The following is an 18272-nucleotide window of genomic DNA, read 5'->3' as shown; positions in this document are numbered from 1 at the left end:
AGCGGCGCCCATGGATACCACCATCTATCTCGACAACAACGCCACCACCCGGCCCACACCGGAAGTACTGGCGGCCATGCAGGCCTGCCAGGATGAAGCCTGGGGCAATCCCTCCAGCAAGCACCGGGTCGGCGACGCTGCACGCCAGCGCATGAACAGTGCCCGCGCGGAGGTGGCGGCCTTGCTCGCGGCCTCGGCGGCCGAACTGGTGTTCACCAGTGGCGCCACCGAAGCCAATCACATGGCCATCCTGGGCGCGCTGGCTCTGCAGCCGCAGCGGCGCCATATCGTGAGCAGCCTGGTCGAACATCCTTCCACCTTGTTGCTGCTACGGCATCTGCAGGCACAGGGCGTGCGCATCAGCTGGATCGCCGTGGATGAGCATGGCCAGCTGCAACTCGATGAACTAGCAGCAGCCATCACGCCGGATACCGCCCTGGTCAGCCTGATGTGGGCTAACAATGAAACCGGCGTGGTGTTTCCGATTGCCCAGGCGGCCGAACTGGCGCGCCAGCGCGGTGTGCTGTTCCATACCGACGCGGTGCAGGCAGTGGGCCGTGTTCCGTGCGACGTGGCGGGCCTGGGCGTGGATCTGCTGTCCTTGTCAGCGCACAAGCTGCACGGGCCCAAAGGAATCGGCGCCCTGTACGTGCGCAAGGGGATCAAGTTGCCGCCCTTGCTGTTCGGCCACCAGGAACGCGGCCGGCGCGGCGGTACCGAGGACGTGGCGGGCATCGTCGGGCTGGGCGTGGCAGCGGCCCAGGCGCGTGCGGCGCTGCCACGGATGCAAGCGGTGAGCGCATTACGACAGCGCTTCGAGCGCGGTCTGGCACGCCTGCCGCAGGTCAAGATCAATGGTGCGGGCGCAGCGCGTCTGCCCAATACGGTCAGCGTGCGTTTCGGCCAGGTCCATGCCGAGCTGGTGCTGGAGCGCCTGGACCGCCTGGGCATCTGCGCTTCCAGCGGGTCGGCCTGTACGGCCAGCGGCGACATGCCTTCCCACGTGTTGATGGCCATGGGCATGTCCAGCGAGCAGGCCGTGGCGACGATACGCTTTTCGCTCTCCCGCGATACCCGCGAGGACGAGATCGATGCAGTGCTGGCGGCCTTGTTGCAGATCGTCCAGCCCTTGCAGGCAAGAGCGGCCTAGGCAGCCTTACCGGACCAACCCATCAGGAGCCCAACGTGAAAGTGATGATCCGCAAGAACTCGGCAGGCTTGCTGTCGGCCTATGTGCCCAAGAAAGACCTGGAAGAACCCATCGTGGCGATGGAAAAGCCCGACATGTGGGGCGGCCACGTCACCCTGGCCAATGGCTGGCAACTGGTGTTGCCGGTGATGGATGCGGCCACCGTATTGCCGGTGACCATCGATGCACGCCGTCTGGGCGAATGAGGAGCCGCGATGAGCCTGTCGGCCCAGCAATTAGCCACCATCCAGGACGTGCTGCAGGATGCCGCTCAGGTCAACGTCCTGGCGACCCTGCGCAGTGCCTTGCCGGGCCTGGTGTGCAGCCGTTGCGACCAGGAAGACATGCGCGGCGAATCACCTTACTGGCGCGGGCACAGCTATGCCGTGTTCCTGGTCGATACCGATGCCCATTGCTGGCGTGTGGTCGATGGTCCGGATGAGGCCAGTGGCGTGGTCGTCGCCCGTTTGTCCTGAGTTGAGCCAATACCCGGAGGAGTGCATCACATGGAACAGGAATGGATCAAATTGTCGGACCCCGACGTCAGCACCCGCGAGCTGGAAGCCGTCACACGGGTGCTGGTCTCGTCGGGCCTGTCCGCTGGCCCGGTGGTCGAGTCCTTTGAAAACGAATTCGCCTCCTACCTCGGCCGTACCTATGGCGTAGCCGCTGCCAGCGGCACGGTGGCGCTGATGCTGGCTTTGCGTGCCATGGGCATTCGCGCCGGCGATGAGGTGATTGCCTCCGCGTACTCCTGGCATCAGATCGTCCACGCCATCACGCTGGTCGGTGCCACCCCGGTGTTTGCCGACATCGACTACTGGAGCGGCAATCTGGCGCCGCACAAGGTGGCCGACAAGATCAGCCAGCGCACGCGTGCCATCGTGGTAGGCAATTGCAACGGCCATCCGGCCGCCTGGACCGAGTTCCGCCAGCTGGCACAGGCGCATGGCCTGCGCCTGATCGAAGATTCCAGCGAAGCCATTGGTTCGCGTTACCAAGGCCGCGTGGTGGGCAATTTCGGCGACATCGCCATCTTCGATTTTTCGCAGCCTTCGGCCCTGTGCTGTGGCGAGGGCGCCATGCTGGTGACCGATGATCCCGAACTGGCCAGTGAATTGCATTACATGCGCAACCGCAACCTGAGCGATCGCCAGTCCATCGCCGTGGCCAGCCGGGTGCCGATGCAGGGCTCGATGAGCGATCTGAGCGCCGCCATCGGCATTGCCCAACTGGAGCGGCTCGATGAAATCCTGATGCGGCGCAAGCAGGTCGAGGCCTACTACCTGGAGCACGTGCAATTCTTCGAGGGCATCAAGCCACCCTATATCGGCCCCGATGTCGAGGAGGTGTACTGGATGCTGTACCTGGTTCACCTCGGCACACGCTTCACCCGCACCATGCGCAACCAGATCATCGAAGACCTGGCCAGCCAGGAAGTCGAAGCCGCCGCCTGGTGCCAGCCGCTGCACCAGCAGTTCTACTACAGCCGTTTTGACTGCAAGCGCGGAGATCTGTTGCTCACCGAGAAGATCGCTGACCGCTGCATTGCCTTGCCCTTGCACGGGCACCTCAATACCGATGAAGTGCACTTCATCGTGCAGGCGGCCAAGGATGCCTCCAGCAATGTCGGCGCGGGGGCGGCAATCTACTGAGCGCGGCCCGCGCCTTGTCCCATTTTTCCTCTCCGGTCTCATTGACCGCATCCACCACAAAGGAGTCCTGACCATGCCCGTCGTTACTATCCAACCCTCCGGCAAGACCATCGAGGTGAGCATCGGCACCACGCTGCTGGCCGCCGTGATGAAGGCTGGCGAAGCCATTGCCAACAAGTGCCAGGGCAAGGCTGAGTGCGGCGCCTGCCATATCTTCGTGCTGGAAGGCCGCAAGAGCGTCTCGCGTACCACCCCGTCTGAAAACGCCAAGCTCGACAGCATCGTGGGCGTCGGTTCCAAGTCGCGCCTGGCCTGCCAGGTGATCGTGGGCGAGGAAGACGTCACCCTCGAATTGCTCAATTTCGCCTCCGGGCGCTGAACCAGCCTGCACACCTGCGCCGAGGAGCCATCGCCATGCCTACCACTGAGGACACCTTGCAAGACCTGTTCGATGCACTCGCCAAGGGGGAGCTCATTCCTTACCTGGGGCCGGGCTTGCTGACGCAGGCGCCGGATTGCCCGCTGCCGGATTCACAGGAAAAACTGGCGGCGCTGCTGGCCGCTCAGGTCACGGTGCCGCACAAGATCCGCAACCGCCTCACGGCGACTGCGCAATTCATCGAGAACTTCAAGCATCGCAAGAGCCTGGTGCAACTGATGCAGGGGGCATTCTCTGCCACTGTGCCGCCGTTGCCGCTACAGCAGGTGCTGGCCGGCATGGCGGAGATCCCGATGATCGTCGCACTCTGGTATGACGATGCCATGCGCAGCGCCATGCTGGCCAGCGGGCGGGATGACTGGGGACAGGTGCAGGGCTTGTCGCAGTCCGAGCACTTCGGTACTTGGTACCAGTATTACGATGGCGCCGGCCAGGCAGTTCAGGAGAGCATCGCGTCGAGCTGGAACACCTTGCTGTATCAGCCTATCGGCGCACATGCACCGGCCGCCAACTATCTGGTGTCGGACTCCGATTTCGTCGAAGTGCTCACCGAGATCGACATCCAGACGCCGATTCCGGCACACGTGCAGGGACTGCGGCACGGCCGTCATTTCCTGTTCATCGGCTGCCGCTTCAACGATCAGCTGCAGCGCAGTTTTGCGCACCAGATCACCAAGCGCTCGTCGGCGCGGCACTGGGCGGTGCTGGCGGAGACGCCATCGCGCAATGAACAGCGCTTCCTGGAGGAACATGGTATCGAGGTGCTGCCCATGGCCACGGCGGACTTCTCCACCCTGCTGTGTGCGCAACTGGGGGTGCCGGTGTGATGGCTCACTTCAGTTTGTTGCGCAGTTCCGACGGACGGTAATTGCTGAAGTGTCCCTCACGGGCGGCTTGCGCGCGGGCGCGCTGCAGGATGCCGGCGCTCTTGCCCGGCGCTTGCGGCGCCGATACCTGCCGGAGCACTGCATGGCTGCCGCAGCTCGGGCAGGCTGGCGTGTCGCCGGCGCGGACCAGTTTTTCAAAATGGGTGTCGCAGGCGGTACAGAGAAAGTCGAAAAGGGGCATGGTCGGCTCGCTGGTGTTGAAGGGGCGTTTGCGCAGGGTGGGGCAGCATTCCTGATAGCTGGCTGCCGCCCGACCCTGTGACGTCATACCGGGCGGTTTTCCTTGATCTTGATCGGCCCCATCACCTCCAGCCCGCGCTGGAAGCTGATCTCCTCGAACTTGCCCTTGAAGCGCAGGGCACCGTCGGCCACCGCCAGAATCTTTTCGGCGGTGTCGAGTTTCTTGAGATCGCCACGCTCGATGCGGAACAATTCCAGCAGCTCGTTATAGACCGTCGATTCGTCCAGCGGCATCACGTAGAAGGTGGCGCCGCCATAAGGAATCTGGAACCGCAGCGAAATGTCCAGGTTGCAGGCAAAGAAGAAATATTTGCCATCGGCAGCCAGCTTGTCCCCCAGCACTTCGCACAGCAGCTTGATATGTTCCAGCGAAGGCGCCATGCCGGCCAGGAAAGGAATGGTGGTGGCGCCCACGTCGGCCACCGTCATCACCTGGTCGAGCTTGATTTCCGGGGGGCGCTTTTCATCGGCCAGGCTGGCCTGGTATTTGAGCGCGATTTCGCCACGGAAGGCGACGCGTCCATTGCGTTTGGTCGGGCCCTTGAAGACCGGGCTCAGCAGACGGCCATCATTGTCGAGATCGGCCAGGGGGGTATTTGCGAGAGTGCTCATGAAGTTTCCTTATTGGTTGCACAGAAAATCGGCAGTCTTGAAAAATGCGGCACCCAGTTGCTGCCGCAACACCTCGTCGGGTACCAGTTCTTGTAGTGCCTGGTTCATGCAGGCCATCCAGGCATCACGTGCGGCAGCATCGACGGCAAAGCCCGCGTGTGCGTGACGCAGGCGCGGATGGCCGAAGGCCTCGGCATACAGCGGCGGGCCGCCCAGCCAACCGGAGAGGAACATGAACAGGCGCTGCTTGGCCGGGGTCAGGTCGCCCGGATGCATGGCGCGTACCACGGCCGCCTGGGGCAACTGGTCCATCAGGGCGTAGAAACGGTCGACCAGTTGCCGCACGACCGGCTCGCCGCCGATCTGCTGGTAATGCGGATTGGCCAGCGGCGCAGACTTCGATGCGCCCGGCATCGGGGTAGCCCGATGCGGCAGCTTCAAGGGGATGCGAGTCGCGCACATGGTCTTACATCACCGTCACCGCGATGCCCAGGCCCAAGGGCGTGCGTCGGCCCAGTTGGGCATCGACCTTGCGGCGCACGCTCTCCAGCGTAAGCGGGCGCAGCAGCGTGGAGTTGGCCCCTTGCGCCAGGGCTTGGCGAACATGGCGGTCATTGGCGCTGTCGCACACCACTACGATCTTCAAGGCCGGATGTTGCTGGCGCAATTGGGCCAGCACCTCCATGCCCTCCTTGACGAGATTGCCCTGGCCCAGCAAGAGCAGGTCGGGCGGCCAATCCCGGCCCTTGCGCAAGGCATTGTCCACATCCGCCAGCAGATGCGCTTCGCACTCGTCGGCGAGCATGAACTGCAGCGCCAAGCCGCTGACTTCATCACAGTCGACGATGAAGACCCGTTTGTTGTCGACCGCGCGCTGGCTGTCTACACCGATTTGCATGGTTTGCTCCTTGCGTGAGTGGATCACTGACCGGGCCGCTTGGCGCAGCCTTCTTTGCCCTGCCATTCATCCCGATAGCAAACATCGTTCCCGTTATCAGCGAGCCGCCTCTGCTTGTCTTCAGCAGGGCGTGACAAGGCCCGTGGCTGCGGGCCAGCGGGCCGAGAGGGGTGCAACAGGGTGGTTGGGTACACGGTTGTGTCGGGGATGCGGGCTTGTATCGTTCCCTACAGACCAGGTGCCGTTTGTGCGGTTTGTAACACCAGAAAGAAGTGGGTCGAGAGGCTGCGCGAAATGCTGTTTTCACCAATTAAATCAATGGCTTGGAATCGTTTTTTGATGGTGGCACGGCATTTGCAAAGAGAGGTGTGCACCGACGATGACTTGCCGAATGCGTGACTTGAGACGAAGACCAATAAAAGTTTCGAAGCGGCGCCCCAACGGCTGCAAGTGTGATGACAAAACTGCTTTGAACGAAACCTTAATTTCTTACACCAGAGCTACACCGCTTATTTCTAGGAGAATCAAATGGCCTCACTCAGACAAATCGCCTTCTATGGCAAAGGCGGCATCGGCAAGTCCACCACCTCGCAAAATACCCTGGCCGCGCTGGCCCAGATGGGGCAGCGCATCCTCATCGTCGGCTGCGATCCCAAGGCTGACTCGACCCGCCTGATCCTGCACGCCAAGGCCCAGGACACCATCCTGTCGCTGGCCGCCGATGCCGGGTCGGTGGAGGATCTGGAGCTGGAAGACGTCATGAAGATCGGCTACCAGAACATCCGTTGCGTCGAATCCGGCGGCCCGGAACCGGGCGTGGGCTGCGCCGGCCGCGGTGTGATCACCTCGATCAATTTCCTCGAAGAAGAGGGCGCCTATGATGACACCGATTACGTGTCCTACGACGTGCTGGGCGACGTGGTGTGCGGTGGCTTCGCCATGCCGATTCGCGAAAACAAGGCGCAGGAAATCTACATCGTGATGTCCGGCGAGATGATGGCCATGTACGCCGCCAACAACATCTCCAAGGGCATTTTGAAGTACGCCAACTCCGGTGGCGTGCGCCTGGGCGGCCTGATCTGCAACGAGCGCAAGACCGACAAGGAACTGGAACTGGCCACCGCCCTGGCGGCCAAGCTCAACAGCAAGCTGATTCACTTCGTGCCGCGCGACAACATCGTGCAGCACGCCGAGCTGCGCCGCATGACGGTGCTGGAATACGCACCCGATTCCAAGCAGGCTGGCGAATACCGCACCCTGGCCAACAAGATCCACGAAAACGCCGGCAACGGCACCATCCCCACCCCGATCACCATGGACGAGCTGGAAGACCTGCTGATGCAGCATGGCCTGATGCCTGTCGTTGATGAATCGATGGTGGGCAAGTCGGCTGAAGTAGCGGCCTGAGCATCGTCGTCTGCCTGCTGTTGATGCTGCAAGGTCCTGGCCGCTCGCGCCTCTGTGTTCAGAAGCGAAGGCAGCCGGGACCGCAAGAAAAAGGGTAGCGCAGGTTTGTTTACCGGACTGGCATACGACCGGGTATGTCCCCCGCGACTAATTTTTATCGGAGGGCCCATGAGCCTCACAGTTGAAGAAACCACGGCACGCAATACGGAATTGATCAATGAGGTCCTCAAGGCCTATCCGGACAAGACCGCCAAGCGTCGCGCCAAGCACCTGACCACCCAGGAAGAGGGCAAGTCGGATTGCAACGTCAAATCCAACATCAAGTCGATCCCCGGCGTGATGACCATTCGCGGCTGCGCCTATGCCGGTTCCAAGGGCGTGGTCTGGGGGCCGATCAAGGACATGATCCACATCAGCCATGGTCCGGTCGGCTGTGGCCAGTACTCCTGGGGCTCGCGCCGCAACTATTACATTGGCAAGACCGGCATCGACAGTTTCGTGACCATGCAGTTCACGTCCGATTTCCAGGAAAAGGACATCGTCTTCGGCGGCGATAAGAAGCTGGAAAAGATCGTCGACGAGATCCAGGAACTGTTCCCGCTCAACAAGGGTATTTCGGTGCAATCCGAATGCCCGATCGGTCTCATCGGTGACGACATCGAAGCGGTCTCCAAGAAAAAGTCCAAGCAATACGAGGGCCATACCATCGTGCCGGTGCGCTGCGAAGGCTTCCGTGGCGTGTCGCAGTCGCTGGGCCACCACGTGGCCAACGACGCCATCAAGGAATGGGTGCTGGACAAGATGGACCCGGACAAGAACCAGTTTGTGGCGACTCCGTATGACGTGGCCATCATCGGCGACTACAACATCGGCGGCGACGCCTGGTCCTCGCGCATCCTGCTGGAAGAAATCGGCCTGCGCGTGATCGCCCAGTGGTCCGGCGACGGCACCCTCGCCGAAATGGAAAACACCCCCAAGGCCAAGCTCAACGTGCTGCACTGCTATCGCTCGATGAACTACATCTCGCGCCACATGGAAGAGAAGTTCGGCATTCCCTGGGTCGAGTACAACTTCTTCGGCCCCAGCCAGATCGAGGCGTCGCTGCGCCAGATTGCCAGCCACTTCGACGACAAGATCAAGGAAGGCGCCGAGCGTGTCATCGCCAAGTACAAGGCCCTCACCGATGCCGTGATCGCCAAGTACCGCCCGCGCCTGGAAGGCAAGACCGTGATGCTGTTCGTCGGTGGCCTGCGCCCGCGCCACGTGATCGATGCCTATGGTGACCTGGGCATGAAGGTGGTCGGTACCGGATATGAATTCGGCCACAACGACGACTACCAGCGCACCACCCACTACGTGGAAGACGGCACGCTGATCTACGACGACGTGACCAGCTATGAATTCGAGAAGTTCGTCGAGAAGATCGAGCCCGATCTGGTTGGCTCCGGGATCAAGGAGAAATACGTCTTCCAGAAGATGGGCGTGCCGTTCCGCCAGATGCACTCCTGGGATTACTCGGGCCCGTATCACGGCTATGACGGCTTCGCCATCTTCGCCCGCGACATGGACATGGCCATCAACAGCCCGGTGTGGGGCATGGCCAAGGCTCCGTGGAAGGCCTGAGCTGAATCGATTCGGGATGGATGGGCGCAGGACTGTGTCGATCGCTCATCGTCCATCCGACCCGAGCCTGGATCATTTGATCAGTTGAATTGAAGGGGTATCATCATGCCGCAAAACGCCGATAGCGTTCTGGACCACGAGAATCTGTTCCGCCAGCCGGAATACCGCGAACTGTTCGCCCGCAAGAAAGAAGAGTTCGAGTTTGCCGTTCCGCTGGACAAGGTGCAGGACGTGGCCGAATGGACCAAGACCAAGGAATACCAGCAAAAGAACTTCGCCCGCGAGGCGCTGACCATCAATCCGGCCAAGGCTTGCCAGCCGCTGGGGGCGGTGTATGCCGCCGTCGGCTTCCAGAACACGCTGCCGTTCGTGCACGGTTCGCAGGGCTGCGTGGCGTATTACCGCTCGCACTTTTCGCGTCATTTCAAGGAGCCGACCTCCTGCGTGTCGTCATCGATGACCGAAGACGCCGCCGTCTTCGGTGGCCTCAACAACATGATCGACGGCCTGGCCAACGCGCTGAGCCTGTACAAGCCAGAGATGATCGCCGTCTCTACTACCTGCATGGCCGAGGTGATCGGTGATGACCTCGACTCCTTCATCAAGAATGCCAAGGACAAGGGCAGCGTGCCGGCGGAATATGACGTGCCGTTCGCCCATACCCCGGCCTTCGTCGGCAGCCACGTGACCGGCTATGACAATGCTCTGAAAGGCATCCTGACGCACTTCTGGGATGGCAAGGCCGGTACGGTGCCGGCGCTGGAGAGAAAGCCCAACGAGCGCATCAATTTTATCGGCGGTTTCGATGGCTTCGTGGTGGGTAACCTGCCCGAGGTCAAGCGCATCTTCAAGCTGATGGGCGTGGACGGCACCATCGTGTGTGATCCCTCGGAGGTCTGGAACACCCCGACCGATGGTCAGTTCCGCATGTACAGCGGCGGCACCACCAAGCAGGAAGTGATCGAGGCCCTCGACGCCAAGGCCACCGTGGTGTTCCAGGAATTCAGCACGCTCAAGACCGCCAAGTACATCGCCGAGAAGGGCCAGGAAGTGGTCACGCTCAACCACCCGATGGGCGTGGCCGGCACCGACCAGTTCCTGATGGAACTGTCGCGCCTGAGCGGCCAGCCCATCCCGGCCGAACTGGAGCTGGAGCGCGGCCGCCTGGTCGACGCCATCGCCGATTCGCAGGCGCATTTGCATGGCAAGAAGTTTGCCTTGTATGGCGACCCCGACATGATGATCGGCATGACCCAGTTCCTGCTGGAGCTGGGCTGCGAGCCGACCCATATCCTGTCCACCAACGGCGACGCCGAATGGGCGGCCAAGGTGCAGGCGCTGCTGGATGCCTCTCCCTTCGGCAAGGACTGCAAGGTCTATCCCAAGCGTGACTTGTGGCACCTGCGCTCCCTGCTGTTCACGGAGCCGGTGGACTTCCTGATCGGCAATACCTACGGCAAGTACCTCGAGCGCGACTGCGGCGTGCCGCTGATCCGCCTGGTGTTCCCGGTCTTCGACCGCCATCACTACCATCGTTTCCCCATCTGGGGCTATGCCGGTGCGATGCGCGTGCTGGTGATGATCCTCGACGAATACTTCGAAGCCCTGGATGCCAATACGGTGGTGGCCGGCGAGACCGATTATTCCTACGACATCATCCGCTGAGCGCGGTGGACGTCCCGCCAGGCGGAAGGATTGCCAGGCGGGATGCGTAGCACCTCGGCAGCAACCCCGGTAAGCATGGAGAGCGATCATGACGGCCTTGAAGCTGAAGATCCAGGAAGTCTTCGAAGAACCGGCCTGCGAGAAGAACCAGGCCAAGACGGAGAAGCAACGCAAGGCCGGCTGCAGCAAGCAGCTGGCACCGGGGGCAGCTGCCGGCGGCTGCGCCTTCGATGGCGCCAAGATCGCCTTGCAACCCATCGTGGACGTGGCCCATCTGGTGCATGGCCCGATCGCCTGCGAAGGCAATTCCTGGGATAACCGCCATGCGGCTTCGTCCGGTGTCCAGACCTATCGCACCGGTTTTACTACCGACATCAATGAGCTCGACGTCATCTACGGGGGTGAAAAGCGGCTTTACAAGGCGGTCAAGGAAATCATCGAAAAATATGATCCGCCGGCGGTGTTCGTCTACCAGACCTGTGTCACCGCCCTGACCGGCGACGACATCGAGGCCGTCTGCAAGGCCGCCAGCGCCAAGTTCGGCAAGCCGGTGATCCCCGTCAATTCGCCCGGCTTTGCCGGGGTCAAGAACCTGGGCAACAAGCTGGCCGGCGAAGCCTTGCTCGATTACGTGATCGGGACGGTCGAACCTGAATTCACGACGCCCTACGACATCAACATCATCGGCGAATACAACCTGTCCGGCGAGTTGTGGCAGATCACGCCCTTGCTCGATGCCATGGGCGTGCGGGTACTTTCCTGCATCAGCGGCGATGGGCGCTATCGCGAGATTGCCTCTTCACACCGGGCTCGGGCATCGATGATGGTGTGTTCCAAGGCCATGATCAACGTGGCGCGCAAGATGGAGGAGCGTTATGGGATTCCCTTCTTTGAAGGATCTTTCTATGGCATCGGCGACGTCTCCGATTCGTTGCGCCAGATCGCGCGCCTGCTGGTGCAGCAGGGGGCGCCAGCCGAATTGATGGACCGCACCGAAGCCTTGATCGCGGTGGAAGAGGCGCGCGCCTGGAGTCGTCTGGCGCATTACAAGAAACGCCTGGCGGGCAAGCGTGTGCTGTTGATTACCGGCGGTGTGAAGTCTTGGTCAGTGGTGGCGGCCTTGCAGGAGGTCGGCATCGAAATCGTCGGCACCAGTGTGAAGAAATCGACGCGCGAGGACAAGGAGCGCATCAAGGAAATCATGGGGGATGAAGCCCACATGATCGACGACATGACGCCGCGCGAGATGTATGCCATGTTGAAAGAGGCGCGCGCCGACATCATGCTCTCGGGCGGACGTTCGCAATTCATCGCGCTCAAGGCCAAGATGCCCTGGCTGGACATCAACCAGGAGCGCCATCACGCCTATGCCGGTTATGAGGGCATGATCACGCTGGTCTCGGAAATCGATCGCGCCCTGTACAACCCGGTGTGGGAGCAGGTGCGCGCACCGGCGCCCTGGGAGTAGCCGCATGGCCATCATCGAGACTTCCTCCAAGGCCGCGGCCGTCAACCCGCTCAAGATGAGCCAGCCGTTGGGCGCGGCCTATGCCTTCCTGGGCATGAACCGCTGCATGCCGGTCATGCATGGTTCGCAGGGTTGTACCTCCTTCGGGCTGGTATTGCTGGTGCGTCATTTCCGCGAAGCGATTCCCTTGCAGACCACCGCCATGAACGAGGTCTCCAGCATCCTGGGCGGTATGGAGAACATCGAAAAGGCGGTCTTGAACATCCGCCTGCGGGCCAAGCCGGACCTCATCGCCATCTGTTCCACTGGGCTGACCGAAACCAAGGGCGATGACGTCAATGCCTATCTCAGACTGATCCGCCAGAAGCATCCCGACCTGGCCGATACTGCACTGGCCTATGTCTCCACGCCTGACTACACGGGCGCCTTCCAGGACGGCTGGGCCAAGGCCGTGGAAGCATTGATCCGGGCGCTGGGAGAGCCGCAGCCGGGCCTGCAGACGCGCGCCAAGCAGATCAATCTGCTGGCGGGGTGCCATCTGACACCGGCCGACATCGAGGAATTGCGCGACATCGTGCAATCCTTCGGACTGGAACCGATCGTGTTGCCGGATGTGTCCAGTTCGCTCGATGGCCATCTTCCCGACAATTTCAGCCCGACCTCGATGGGCGGCACCACCCTGGCCGAGATGCGTGCGCTCGGTGCTTCCATCGTCAGCATCGCCATCGGCGAACAGATGCGCGCCAGTGCCCAGGCCGTGCAGGAGTTGAGCGGAGTGCCGTATGTGGTCTTCGACCGGCTCACCGGCCTGCAGGCCAATGACCGTTTCCTGGCCTATCTGGAATATGTGTCGGGCCAGCCGATTCCGGCGCGCTATCGGCGTCAGCGCAGCCAGCTGCAGGATGCCATGCTGGATGGCCATTTCTTCTTCGGCGGGGTCAAGGTCGCCATCGGTGCCGAGCCGGACCTGTTGCTGTCACTCTCGGCATGGCTGGCCGAGATGGGCTGCGAGATCGGCTGTGCCGTGACCACCACGACCTCGCCGGTGCTCGATGGCGTTCCCGCAGCCAGGGTGGTGATCGGCGACCTGGAAGACCTGGAGCAGGGCGCGCGCCGGGCCAGCGCCGGTCTGCTGGTAACGCATTCGCACGGACGCCAGGCGGCCGAGCGCCTGCACATTCCCTTCCATCGCGCCGGCTTGCCCATGTTCGACCGTCTGGGGGCCGGGCACTGTCTCTCGGTCGGCTATCGCGGCACACGTGGATTGATTTTCGAGATCGGCAACCTGTTGCTGGCCGCAGGCCATGCACATACCCCGGATGACTGGCAGCTGCCGCAGAGCACGCGCGATGCCCTGGCGCTGGCCACGCCCGTTCAAGGAGAAAGCTCATGAAAGTGGCATTTGCAACCCAGGATCTGCAACGCGTGGATGCGCATTTCGGCTGGGCCAAGAACCTGGCGGTGTTCGAGGTCTGGCCCAATGGCTACAGCTTCGTGCAGACGCACAGCTTCGACGGCGACCTCAAGGAGGACGGCGACGAAGACAAGCTGGCCCCCAAGATCGAGGCCATCAAGGATTGCGCCATTCTGTATGTCGCCGCCATCGGTGGCTCGGGCGCGGCGCGGGTGGTGGCCAACCGTATCCACCCGGTCAAGGTGGCGCAGGCCGAACCTATCCTGGACATCCTCGACAAGCTGCAGGAAGTGCTCAAGGGCACACCAGCACCGTGGCTGCGCAAGGCCATGCAAAAGGGCCAGGAACGCGACATCAACTTTGAAGAGGAAGTGTGAACCATGACTGCCATCGCCACTCAAGAGGCCCCGGCCGCCATTGACAGCCCATTCGTGCAGGAGCTCATCAAGCAATGGCGGGCGCAGGATACCCATGGCGCCTGGGACGGCAAGAGCAACGCCGACCTGCTGGCACCCTACATCATCACGCGCGAGCAGCGCCGCGAGATTCCCATCATCGGCGACCCCGATCCTGAAACCCTGTGGCGCCTGGAACTGTTCTACAACGCCGTGGGGCTGGCGATCGAGCGCCAGACCGGCAGCATCGCCACGCCGATGATGAAGATGTCGCATGAGGGCTTCGGACGCATGGTGCTCATGGCCGGGCGCCTGGTGGTGGTCAACAAGCACTTGCGGGATGTGCATCGCTTCGGCTTCGAGAGCGTGGACAAGCTGGCCGAGGAGGGCGACAAGATCGTCACGGCCGGGGTCGAGATGATCCGGCAGTTCCCCGAAGTGGTCAATTACGGCTGAGGGCATCGGCCACAAGGAGAACGGATATGCAGGACAGGGAAGCGCTCAAGGCGCTAGTCAAGAAGCTCAACCAGCAGGCCACCGCCTTGAAGATGGATTTGCACGATCTGTCCGAGGATTTGCCGACCGGCTGGGAAAAGATCCTGGAGGTCGCGCAAAAGGCCTATGACGCCCATGCCGCGCTGGCCCAGGCACGGCGCGCACTTGAGGATGAGAAGGAAAGACAGCCATGACGACATTCACGGTCAAGCTTCCCGGCGGTGCCGACTGGACGCCCCAGTTCGTCGGCCAGATCAATGAAGACAAATGCATCGGCTGTGGCCGTTGCTTCAAGGTATGCGGCCGCGACGTGCTGGCCCTGGTCGGTATCAATGACGAGGGGCAGCGCATCGCGGTCGATCCTGATGATGACGAGGATGAGGAGTACGAAAGAAAGATCATGACCATCGCCAACCGTGACAATTGCATCGGTTGCGAGGCCTGCTCACGGATTTGTCCCAAGAAGTGCTACACCCATGGGAGCGCGCAGGTCTGATCGTCCATTTCCCTTTGAAGCTTTTTTCGTTCTCTGACACCGACCCAGGAGGCCCCAAAATGAGCTACAGCCAGGCAGGTTATGTGGAATTGATGGAAGCAGCGCGCGACCCGGACCATGTGGTGACGCTGGCCTTTGCCGGCCTGATCGCACTGGCCGATCATCGTCCGGCCCCCTATGACGTACCCATCGCCGCCCTCGATGCCGAGGCCCTGGCGGCCTTGCGTGAGCGCTATTTTCCGGAGTTGACGGCGCCTCTGTATGGCGCCCGCAGTGCACTGTCCGGTGAAGCCTGTGCGCCGCCACCGATCGACGAATTCGATGACCTGCTGGCCATGCTGATGGATTGCCGTACCTACGACGACCAGGAAAGTACCTGGCTGGCCCACGCCGTCGCCACGGCCTGCATGGGATCCAAGCATCTCTGGCAAGACATGGGCTTGCCCAACCGCACGGCCCTGTCACGGCTGATCAGTCATTACTTTTCCGTCCTGGCCGAGCGCAACGTCAGCGACATGAAGTGGAAGAAGTTCTTCTATCGGCAATTGTGCGAACGCGAAGGGCTGGTGCTGTGCCAGGCCCCCAGCTGCGGCAATTGTTCCGATTACCTCAAGTGCTTCGGTCCGGAAGACGCCAATCCATTGCTCGGCTTGAACTGAGCTGGCGCTGACGTCTTCATTCGCATCTTTTTTCAAGGAACAAGTCCATGTTGCGCACCCTGATGCTGGCCTGTACCTGGCTGTGGCTGCTGATGCCAGTTGTCCATGCCGAGGAAGTCCACGTGGCCGTGGCGGCCAATTTCACCCAGCCGTTCAAGCAGATCGCCGCCGCGTTCGAGCAGGCCACCGGTCACAAGGTGGTGGCGGCGTTCGGCTCCACCGGTCAGTTCTATGCCCAGATCAACAATGGCGCGCCATTCGAGATCTTGCTGGCGGCGGACGCCGACACGCCCGCTCTGCTGGAAAAGCAGAAGACCGCGGTAGCCGGCACGCGCTTCACCTATGCCCGCGGCAAGCTGGTGCTCTGGAGCGCCAAGCCGGGCGTGGTGGACGCGCAGGGCGAGATCCTGAAGAAGGGCGCCTTCGAGCATCTGTCGCTGGCCAATCCCAAGCTGGCGCCGTATGGCCTGGCGGGCGTGCAGACGATGCAGAAGCTGGGGCTTGAAGAGGCATTGCGGCCCAAGATCGTGCAGGCAGAAAACGTCAACCAGGCTTACCAGTTCATCGCCAGCGGCAATGCCTTGCTCGGCTTCGTGGCCTTGTCGCAAGTGGTCAGGAACGGACAGATCGCCGACGGCTCGGCCTGGATCGTGCCGGCCGACCTATATGCGCCGATCCTGCAGGACGCAGTCCTGTTGGAAAAAGGCCGTGACCATCCGGCCGCGCTGGCGCTGATGACTTACCTCAAGAGCGAACCGGCGCGCCAGGTCATCCGTGGCTACGGCTACGAGCTCGATCGCTAGGCCAGCCATGTGGTTGACCGCCGAAGACTGGAGCGCGGTGCGCCTGACACTGAGCCTGGCCAGCATCGTCACGGTGCTGCTGCTGTTGCTGGGTACCCCGCTGGCCTGGTGGCTGGCACGCACGCGCTCGGGCTGGCGCCATGGGGTGGCCGCAGTCGTGGCCTTGCCGCTGGTATTGCCGCCGGCCGTGCTGGGGTTCTATCTGTTGGTGCTCATGGGACCGCAAGGGCCGGTGGGCCAGCTCACCCAGGCATTGGGGCTGGGCTTGCTGCCCTTCAGTTTTGGCGGACTGGTGCTGGCCTCGCTGCTCTATTCGATGCCCTTCGTGGTCCAACCCTTGCAGAACGCCTTCGAGGCCGTGGGCGAAAGGCCCATGGAAGTAGCGGCCACCTTGCGCGCCTCGCCGCTGGATGCTTTTTTTACCGTGGCCGTACCCTTGGCCGGGCCGGGCTTCCTGACGGCAGCGGTACTCGGTTTTGCCCATACCGTGGGCGAGTTCGGCGTGGTGCTGATGATCGGCGGCAACATCCCCGGCAAGACACGGGTCTTGTCGATGCAGATCTATGACCACGTGGAAGCCTTCGAATACGCCCAGGCGCACCGCCTGGCGGGCGCGATGCTGGTGTTTTCCTTCCTTGTGCTGTTGGTGATGATGCGTCTGGGGCGTGCCGGCAAGACCAGGCTCAAGGCAGGCAAGAGTGGCCGCGCACCGCAGGAAGCGACGGCACAATCCGGCGATGCCACCAGGAGGACGACATGAAGCAAGCCATGGTTGGACCCAGCATCGCACAGCCCGGGATCATCGCGAAGATGGCCTATGGCTATGGTGGCGCAGGCGAGTTCCAGCTTGACCTGGATCTGACATTGCCGGGACAGGGCGTAAGCGCCTTGAGCGGACCCTCCGGCTGCGGCAAGACCACCTTCCTGCGCTGCATGGCGGGCCTGCTGCGTCCGAGCCGAGGTTATCTGGAGGTCAACGGCGAGGTCTGGCAAGATTCTCAGCGCCAGTATTTTTTGCCGACCCATCGGCGCGCGCTCGGATATGTATTCCAGGAGGCCAGCCTGTTGCCGCATCTGTCGGTGAGCCGCAATCTGGATTATGGTGCGCGTCGCAGCGGGGCCGTGTCCAGCGCCGCGTCACGCCAGAAGATCATCGACCTGCTAGGCATCGCTGCGTTGCTGCAGTCCATGCCCTCGGCCCTGTCGGGCGGCGAGCGTCAGCGCGTAGCCATCGCGCGCGCCCTGTTCACGGCACCGCGCCTGTTGCTCATGGACGAACCGATGGCCGCGCTGGACAACGACCGCAAGCGCGATATCCTGCCTTACCTGGAACGCCTGCGCGACGAGCTGGCCATTCCCATCCTCTACATCAGCCACCATCCCGAGGAAATCGCGCGTCTGGCCGATACGCTGGTATTGATGCGGCAAGGCCGCTGCCTGGCCAGTGGCCCTCTGACCACGCTGCTGTCGCGACTGGATCTGCCCCTGGCCCATGCCGAGGATGCCGGGGCGGTGATCGAGGCCAAGGTCGCCGCCCATGACGAGACCTATCACCTGACCCGCCTGGTGCTGGCCGGTGGCGAGATCTTCGTGCCGCGCCGGGAATTGCCGGTCGGTCAGTCGGTGCGGCTGCAGATCCATGCGCGCGACGTCAGCCTGGCCTTGAGCCCCAGCCATGACAGCAGCATCCTCAACCGGCTGTCGGCCACGGTACTGAAACTAGCGCCAGCGCAGCATCCAGCCCATGTGCTGGCCGTGCTGGATGCCGGCGGCGAGCAACTGCTGGCGCGCATCACGCGGCGTTCCTGCGATCAACTCGCGCTGGTGGCGGGCCAGCCGGTATGGGCACAGATCAAGTCGGTGGCCTTGTTATAGACATGATGCAGCCGCTTGATTCTTGATCGCACGGGAAGGTCGCAGCCGTACT

At 62.3% G+C, this 18272-nt stretch carries 23 protein-coding genes; 19 read left to right on the top strand and 4 right to left on the bottom strand.

The window, feature by feature from the left end:
* Positions 1-10 precede the first annotated feature (10 nt).
* The 6 genes from ACP92_RS14305 (at position 11) to ACP92_RS14280 (ending at position 4110) form a co-directional block, all read left to right on the top strand.
* A complete protein-coding gene (locus ACP92_RS14305; RefSeq protein WP_013234830.1) occupies positions 11-1150 on the top strand; it encodes a cysteine desulfurase family protein in 1140 nt (379 codons plus the stop codon).
* A 35-nt stretch (positions 1151-1185) separates the two neighbouring features.
* Positions 1186-1395 (top strand): putative nitrogen fixation protein NifT, encoded by a 210-nt coding sequence (gene nifT, locus ACP92_RS14300; protein WP_026052155.1) that lies wholly within the window; start codon positions 1186-1188, stop codon positions 1393-1395.
* Between the two features lie 9 nt (positions 1396-1404).
* Positions 1405-1665: a hypothetical protein gene (locus ACP92_RS14295; RefSeq protein WP_013234828.1), complete on the top strand. Its 261-nt coding sequence runs from the start codon at positions 1405-1407 to the stop codon at positions 1663-1665.
* 30 nt (positions 1666-1695) lie between these two features.
* On the top strand, positions 1696-2844 hold the full coding sequence (locus ACP92_RS14290) for a DegT/DnrJ/EryC1/StrS family aminotransferase (protein ID WP_013234827.1): 1149 nt from the start codon (positions 1696-1698) through the stop codon (positions 2842-2844).
* Between the two features lie 73 nt (positions 2845-2917).
* A complete protein-coding gene (locus ACP92_RS14285; protein ID WP_013234826.1) occupies positions 2918-3223 on the top strand; it encodes a 2Fe-2S iron-sulfur cluster-binding protein in 306 nt (101 codons plus the stop codon).
* 35 nt (positions 3224-3258) lie between these two features.
* Positions 3259-4110: an SIR2 family NAD-dependent protein deacylase gene (locus tag ACP92_RS14280; RefSeq protein WP_013234825.1), complete on the top strand. Its 852-nt coding sequence runs from the start codon at positions 3259-3261 to the stop codon at positions 4108-4110.
* A gap of 4 nt (positions 4111-4114) precedes the next feature.
* Here ACP92_RS14280 and ACP92_RS14275 read toward each other — a convergent pair whose 3' ends face one another.
* The 4 genes from ACP92_RS14275 to ACP92_RS14260 are packed head-to-tail and all read right to left on the bottom strand — an operon-like array spanning position 4115 to position 5920.
* The gene (locus ACP92_RS14275) at positions 4115-4438 is read right to left on the bottom strand and encodes an FmdB family zinc ribbon protein (RefSeq protein ID WP_041310896.1); all 324 of its coding nucleotides are present in this window, start codon (positions 4436-4438) and stop codon (positions 4115-4117) included.
* Positions 4435-5022, bottom strand: coding sequence for a hypothetical protein (locus ACP92_RS14270; protein ID WP_013234823.1), 588 nt, complete (start codon positions 5020-5022; stop codon positions 4435-4437). Before ACP92_RS14270 ends, ACP92_RS14275 begins: the two co-directional genes overlap by 4 nt.
* 9 nt (positions 5023-5031) lie before the next feature.
* Positions 5032-5436, bottom strand: coding sequence for a group II truncated hemoglobin (locus ACP92_RS14265; protein ID WP_013234822.1), 405 nt, complete (start codon positions 5434-5436; stop codon positions 5032-5034).
* A 52-nt stretch (positions 5437-5488) separates the two neighbouring features.
* A complete protein-coding gene (locus ACP92_RS14260) occupies positions 5489-5920 on the bottom strand; it encodes a response regulator (protein ID WP_013234821.1) in 432 nt (143 codons plus the stop codon).
* Between the two features lie 528 nt (positions 5921-6448).
* Between ACP92_RS14260 and nifH the strand changes: the two genes are divergently transcribed.
* The 13 genes from nifH (at position 6449) to modC (ending at position 18220) form a co-directional block, all read left to right on the top strand.
* Positions 6449-7327, top strand: coding sequence for a nitrogenase iron protein (nifH, locus tag ACP92_RS14255; RefSeq protein WP_013234820.1), 879 nt, complete (start codon positions 6449-6451; stop codon positions 7325-7327).
* A gap of 168 nt (positions 7328-7495) precedes the next feature.
* On the top strand, positions 7496-8950 hold the full coding sequence (nifD, locus tag ACP92_RS14250; protein WP_013234819.1) for a nitrogenase molybdenum-iron protein alpha chain: 1455 nt from the start codon (positions 7496-7498) through the stop codon (positions 8948-8950).
* A 105-nt stretch (positions 8951-9055) separates the two neighbouring features.
* Positions 9056-10615 (top strand): nitrogenase molybdenum-iron protein subunit beta, encoded by a 1560-nt coding sequence (nifK, locus tag ACP92_RS14245; RefSeq protein WP_013234818.1) that lies wholly within the window; start codon positions 9056-9058, stop codon positions 10613-10615.
* Positions 10616-10703: 88 nt separating this feature from the next.
* Entirely contained in the window at positions 10704-12083 is a 1380-nt protein-coding gene (gene nifE / locus ACP92_RS14240) for a nitrogenase iron-molybdenum cofactor biosynthesis protein NifE (protein WP_013234817.1), read from the top strand.
* A gap of 4 nt (positions 12084-12087) precedes the next feature.
* Positions 12088-13476 carry a nitrogenase iron-molybdenum cofactor biosynthesis protein NifN gene (gene nifN, locus ACP92_RS14235; RefSeq protein WP_013234816.1) on the top strand — a complete coding sequence of 463 codons (1389 nt, stop codon included), beginning with the start codon at positions 12088-12090 and terminating at the stop codon, positions 13474-13476.
* Positions 13473-13874, top strand: a complete 402-nt coding sequence (gene nifX, locus ACP92_RS14230; RefSeq protein WP_006463095.1) for a nitrogen fixation protein NifX — start codon at positions 13473-13475, stop codon at positions 13872-13874. Before nifN ends, nifX begins: the two co-directional genes overlap by 4 nt.
* A 3-nt stretch (positions 13875-13877) precedes the next feature.
* A complete protein-coding gene (locus tag ACP92_RS14225) occupies positions 13878-14348 on the top strand; it encodes a NifX-associated nitrogen fixation protein (RefSeq protein ID WP_013234815.1) in 471 nt (156 codons plus the stop codon).
* Positions 14349-14374: 26 nt separating this feature from the next.
* The gene (locus ACP92_RS14220) at positions 14375-14581 is read left to right on the top strand and encodes a CCE_0567 family metalloprotein (protein WP_048348573.1); all 207 of its coding nucleotides are present in this window, start codon (positions 14375-14377) and stop codon (positions 14579-14581) included.
* Positions 14578-14883, top strand: coding sequence for a ferredoxin III, nif-specific (gene fdxB / locus ACP92_RS14215; protein ID WP_006463098.1), 306 nt, complete (start codon positions 14578-14580; stop codon positions 14881-14883). Before ACP92_RS14220 ends, fdxB begins: the two co-directional genes overlap by 4 nt.
* A 59-nt stretch (positions 14884-14942) precedes the next feature.
* On the top strand, positions 14943-15542 hold the full coding sequence (locus tag ACP92_RS14210; RefSeq protein ID WP_013234813.1) for a nitrogen fixation protein NifQ: 600 nt from the start codon (positions 14943-14945) through the stop codon (positions 15540-15542).
* Positions 15543-15589: 47 nt separating this feature from the next.
* Positions 15590-16345: a molybdate ABC transporter substrate-binding protein gene (gene modA / locus ACP92_RS14205; protein WP_013234812.1), complete on the top strand. Its 756-nt coding sequence runs from the start codon at positions 15590-15592 to the stop codon at positions 16343-16345.
* Positions 16346-16352: 7 nt separating this feature from the next.
* Positions 16353-17105 carry a molybdate ABC transporter permease subunit gene (modB, locus tag ACP92_RS14200; RefSeq protein ID WP_013234811.1) on the top strand — a complete coding sequence of 251 codons (753 nt, stop codon included), beginning with the start codon at positions 16353-16355 and terminating at the stop codon, positions 17103-17105.
* Positions 17102-18220, top strand: a complete 1119-nt coding sequence (modC, locus tag ACP92_RS14195; protein ID WP_013234810.1) for a molybdenum ABC transporter ATP-binding protein — start codon at positions 17102-17104, stop codon at positions 18218-18220. Before modB ends, modC begins: the two co-directional genes overlap by 4 nt.
* The last annotated feature ends 52 nt before the right edge of the window (positions 18221-18272 follow it).

Origin of the sequence: Herbaspirillum seropedicae, from assembly GCF_001040945.1 — a bacterium.
Lineage (GTDB): Bacteria > Pseudomonadota > Gammaproteobacteria > Burkholderiales > Burkholderiaceae_D > Herbaspirillum > Herbaspirillum seropedicae.
This window is presented reverse-complemented; position numbering and strand designations above follow the sequence as displayed.

Coding starts and splice junctions, on each gene's coding strand:
- ACP92_RS14305 (WP_013234830.1), top strand. CDS start 11: ATGGATACCACCATCTATCTCGACAACAACGCCACCACCCGGCCCACA.
- ACP92_RS14295 (WP_013234828.1), top strand. CDS start 1,405: ATGAGCCTGTCGGCCCAGCAATTAGCCACCATCCAGGACGTGCTGCAG.
- ACP92_RS14290 (WP_013234827.1), top strand. CDS start 1,696: ATGGAACAGGAATGGATCAAATTGTCGGACCCCGACGTCAGCACCCGC.
- ACP92_RS14285 (WP_013234826.1), top strand. CDS start 2,918: ATGCCCGTCGTTACTATCCAACCCTCCGGCAAGACCATCGAGGTGAGC.
- ACP92_RS14280 (WP_013234825.1), top strand. CDS start 3,259: ATGCCTACCACTGAGGACACCTTGCAAGACCTGTTCGATGCACTCGCC.
- ACP92_RS14275 (WP_041310896.1), bottom strand. CDS start 4,438: ATGACGTCACAGGGTCGGGCGGCAGCCAGCTATCAGGAATGCTGCCCC.
- ACP92_RS14270 (WP_013234823.1), bottom strand. CDS start 5,022: ATGAGCACTCTCGCAAATACCCCCCTGGCCGATCTCGACAATGATGGC.
- ACP92_RS14265 (WP_013234822.1), bottom strand. CDS start 5,436: ATGCCGGGCGCATCGAAGTCTGCGCCGCTGGCCAATCCGCATTACCAG.
- ACP92_RS14260 (WP_013234821.1), bottom strand. CDS start 5,920: ATGCAAATCGGTGTAGACAGCCAGCGCGCGGTCGACAACAAACGGGTC.
- nifH (WP_013234820.1), top strand. CDS start 6,449: ATGGCCTCACTCAGACAAATCGCCTTCTATGGCAAAGGCGGCATCGGC.
- nifD (WP_013234819.1), top strand. CDS start 7,496: ATGAGCCTCACAGTTGAAGAAACCACGGCACGCAATACGGAATTGATC.
- nifK (WP_013234818.1), top strand. CDS start 9,056: ATGCCGCAAAACGCCGATAGCGTTCTGGACCACGAGAATCTGTTCCGC.
- nifE (WP_013234817.1), top strand. CDS start 10,704: ATGACGGCCTTGAAGCTGAAGATCCAGGAAGTCTTCGAAGAACCGGCC.
- nifN (WP_013234816.1), top strand. CDS start 12,088: ATGGCCATCATCGAGACTTCCTCCAAGGCCGCGGCCGTCAACCCGCTC.
- nifX (WP_006463095.1), top strand. CDS start 13,473: ATGAAAGTGGCATTTGCAACCCAGGATCTGCAACGCGTGGATGCGCAT.
- ACP92_RS14225 (WP_013234815.1), top strand. CDS start 13,878: ATGACTGCCATCGCCACTCAAGAGGCCCCGGCCGCCATTGACAGCCCA.
- ACP92_RS14220 (WP_048348573.1), top strand. CDS start 14,375: ATGCAGGACAGGGAAGCGCTCAAGGCGCTAGTCAAGAAGCTCAACCAG.
- fdxB (WP_006463098.1), top strand. CDS start 14,578: ATGACGACATTCACGGTCAAGCTTCCCGGCGGTGCCGACTGGACGCCC.
- ACP92_RS14210 (WP_013234813.1), top strand. CDS start 14,943: ATGAGCTACAGCCAGGCAGGTTATGTGGAATTGATGGAAGCAGCGCGC.
- modA (WP_013234812.1), top strand. CDS start 15,590: ATGTTGCGCACCCTGATGCTGGCCTGTACCTGGCTGTGGCTGCTGATG.
- modB (WP_013234811.1), top strand. CDS start 16,353: ATGTGGTTGACCGCCGAAGACTGGAGCGCGGTGCGCCTGACACTGAGC.
- modC (WP_013234810.1), top strand. CDS start 17,102: ATGAAGCAAGCCATGGTTGGACCCAGCATCGCACAGCCCGGGATCATC.